Source organism: Mesorhizobium sp. M1E.F.Ca.ET.063.01.1.1 (assembly GCF_003998155.1).
Classification (GTDB): Bacteria; Pseudomonadota; Alphaproteobacteria; order Rhizobiales; family Rhizobiaceae; genus Mesorhizobium.
Genome location: NZ_RZSC01000899.1, coordinates 1 through 2,173, shown reverse-complemented (window position 1 = coordinate 2,173; position 2,173 = coordinate 1). Strand labels below are relative to the sequence as shown.

The 2,173-nt window shown below is 59.6% G+C and carries 3 protein-coding genes; all 3 read right to left on the bottom strand.

The genetic code is table 11. From position 1 onward, the window contains the following. The coding region (locus EOA29_RS34000; protein WP_127222234.1) for a diguanylate cyclase at window positions 1–744 on the bottom strand (744 nt) is incomplete at its 3' end. A 6-nt stretch (window positions 745–750) separates the two neighbouring features. Then, window positions 751–1,197, bottom strand: a complete 447-nt coding sequence (locus tag EOA29_RS33995) for a response regulator (RefSeq protein WP_126093378.1) — start codon at window positions 1,195–1,197, stop codon at window positions 751–753. Continuing rightward, the coding region (locus EOA29_RS33990; RefSeq protein WP_145969973.1) for an ATP-binding protein at window positions 1,194–2,173 on the bottom strand (980 nt) is incomplete at its 5' end. The genes EOA29_RS33990 and EOA29_RS33995, both read right to left, overlap by 4 nt.

Genomic DNA, 2,173 nt, shown 5'->3' with positions numbered 1-2,173 from the left:
ATTGTGATCTTCCACGGCGCTCGTGAGGCGGCGACGGAGAAGTTCGACGGCTGTCCCGTCGACGCCATCTGCCATCGCGATAAACTCGTCGCCACCGATTCTGGCGATCACATCGGACTCCCGGAAGACGGAACGCAAAACCTCCGCGGTCCTGATCAACGCCCGGTCACCCGCCTCATGGCCAAAATAATCGTTGATGTGCTTCATGCCGTCCAGATCGACGAAGGTCACCACCAACCCCGTTCCGGTCCTGGCGGCGCGCTTCACCACCTCTCTGGCGAGCACTGCGAAGCCACGGCGGTTGTGAAGGCCGGTAAGGTCGTCGACGAGCGACAAGTCCCTTATCTGCAGCACCATCCTATGGCGCTCCCGGGCATAGCGAATGGCGCGCACAATTTGCTGCCCGTCGATTTGCCCCTTGACGAGATAGTCCTGAGCGCCGTCGCGAACCGCTTGAATCGCCGATCCTTCGTCGTTGAGGCCGGTCAGCACGATGACCGGGACGTCGGGGGCTGTCGCCTGAAACCGCCGAAGCGTGTCCAAACCCGTGCTGTCGGGGAGAGACAAATCGAGCAATACGAGATCGAAGCTCTGGTCGGCGAACTGCTCGAGGCCATGGGCCAACCGATTCACTTCAGAGATCACGAAGCTCGTGCCACTGCCTTCCGCGAGCAGTTCCCGGATCAGCCGAGCATCACCGGGATTGTCTTCAACGAGGAGTATGTTTAACGGGCTTTCGCTCAACTCGCATTACTCCGGCGGTAGCTTCACAATCGAGAGCCAGAAGTTCTCGATGCCCCGTACCACGCGTACGAATTCATCCAGGTCGACGGGCTTGGTGATGTAACAGTTGGCATGCAGGTTGTAGCTGGTCAGGATATCTTTCTCGGCCTGCGAAGTGGTCAGCACCGCAACCGGGATACGCCGCAAGTTTTCGTCCGCCTTGATTTCGGCGAGAACCTGGCGGCCGTCCATTCGGGGCAGATTGAGATCAAGCAGGATCAGGTCAGGACGTGGCGCGTCGGCGTAGCGCCCTTCCCGCCGTAGCATTGACATGGCCTCGACTCCGTCTTGCGCGACGTTGAGTTCATTGCGCACCTTTGCGTCTCGCAACGCCTCGATCGTGAGCCGAGCGTCGCCTGGATTGTCTTCGACGAGGAGGATGTTGATGGCGCGTTCAGTCGAGTTGATGTTCATACCGTATCCATTTGAGGTGCCGAAGATGTTGGAGCCAACTTCCGTGCTTGGCTAGTGTCCTCTATATCCCGGCAGGGAAGCGTGAAGAAGAAGGTCGAGCCATGGTTGACCTCGGATTCGACCCAAATTCGGCCGCCGTGGCGTTCGACGACTTTCTTGCAAATGGCGAGACCGATGCCGGTCCCCGGATATTCGGCCCGTGTGTGCAAGCGCTTGAAAACGGCGAAAAGCTGCTCGATGTACTTGGCATCAATCCCGATACCATTGTCCGCGATCGAGAATAACCATTCCCCGCTGTCTCGCCGCGCCGCGATGTCAATTTCCGGGACGCGCTCGCCACGGAACTTGATGGCGTTGCCGATCAGGTTTTGGAACAGTTGGACCAACTGGAATCGATCGGCATCGATTTTCGGCAGTTCGGACTTTCGGATGATTGCGCCGCTCTCGATCAGCGCCGCCTTGAGGTTCGTCAAGGCGCGCTCGACCACAAGGTTGCAATCGATCGCCTCGAACGCGCTGCCCTGCGTGCTGACACGTGAGTAGACCAGCAGGTCGTTGATCAATGCCTGCATCCGCGCAGCGCCGTCCACGGCAAAATGGATGAACTCGTCGGCATCGGCATCCAACCGTCCCTTGTAACGTCTGCCAAGCAGTTGGGTATAACTTGCCACCATTCGCAGCGGCTCCTGCAAGTCATGCGAGGCGACATAGGCGAAGCGCTCCAGCTCGATGTTCGACCGGGCCAACTCGCTTGCCCTCAGGTCGAGCTCGCGTGTCTTTTCCGCGACACGCTGCTCCAGGGTGGCAGCATGCGCGTGCAGCTCGGATTCCCGGCTTTTGAGCGCGGTCGTCATTCGATTGAAGGCACGCGCCAAACGACCGAGCTCGTCGCTCGACGATTCAGGCAACACCACATCCCGCTCGCCAGCCTCGACTCGTCTGGCGCCCGCCTCGATGCGGCGGATGGGGTTGGTGA

What these genes read in the sequence shown, in the direction of transcription:
- EOA29_RS33995 (WP_126093378.1), bottom strand. Translation starts at nt 1,197, where the DNA reads ATGAACATCAACTCGACTGAACGCGCCATCAACATCCTCCTCGTCGAA.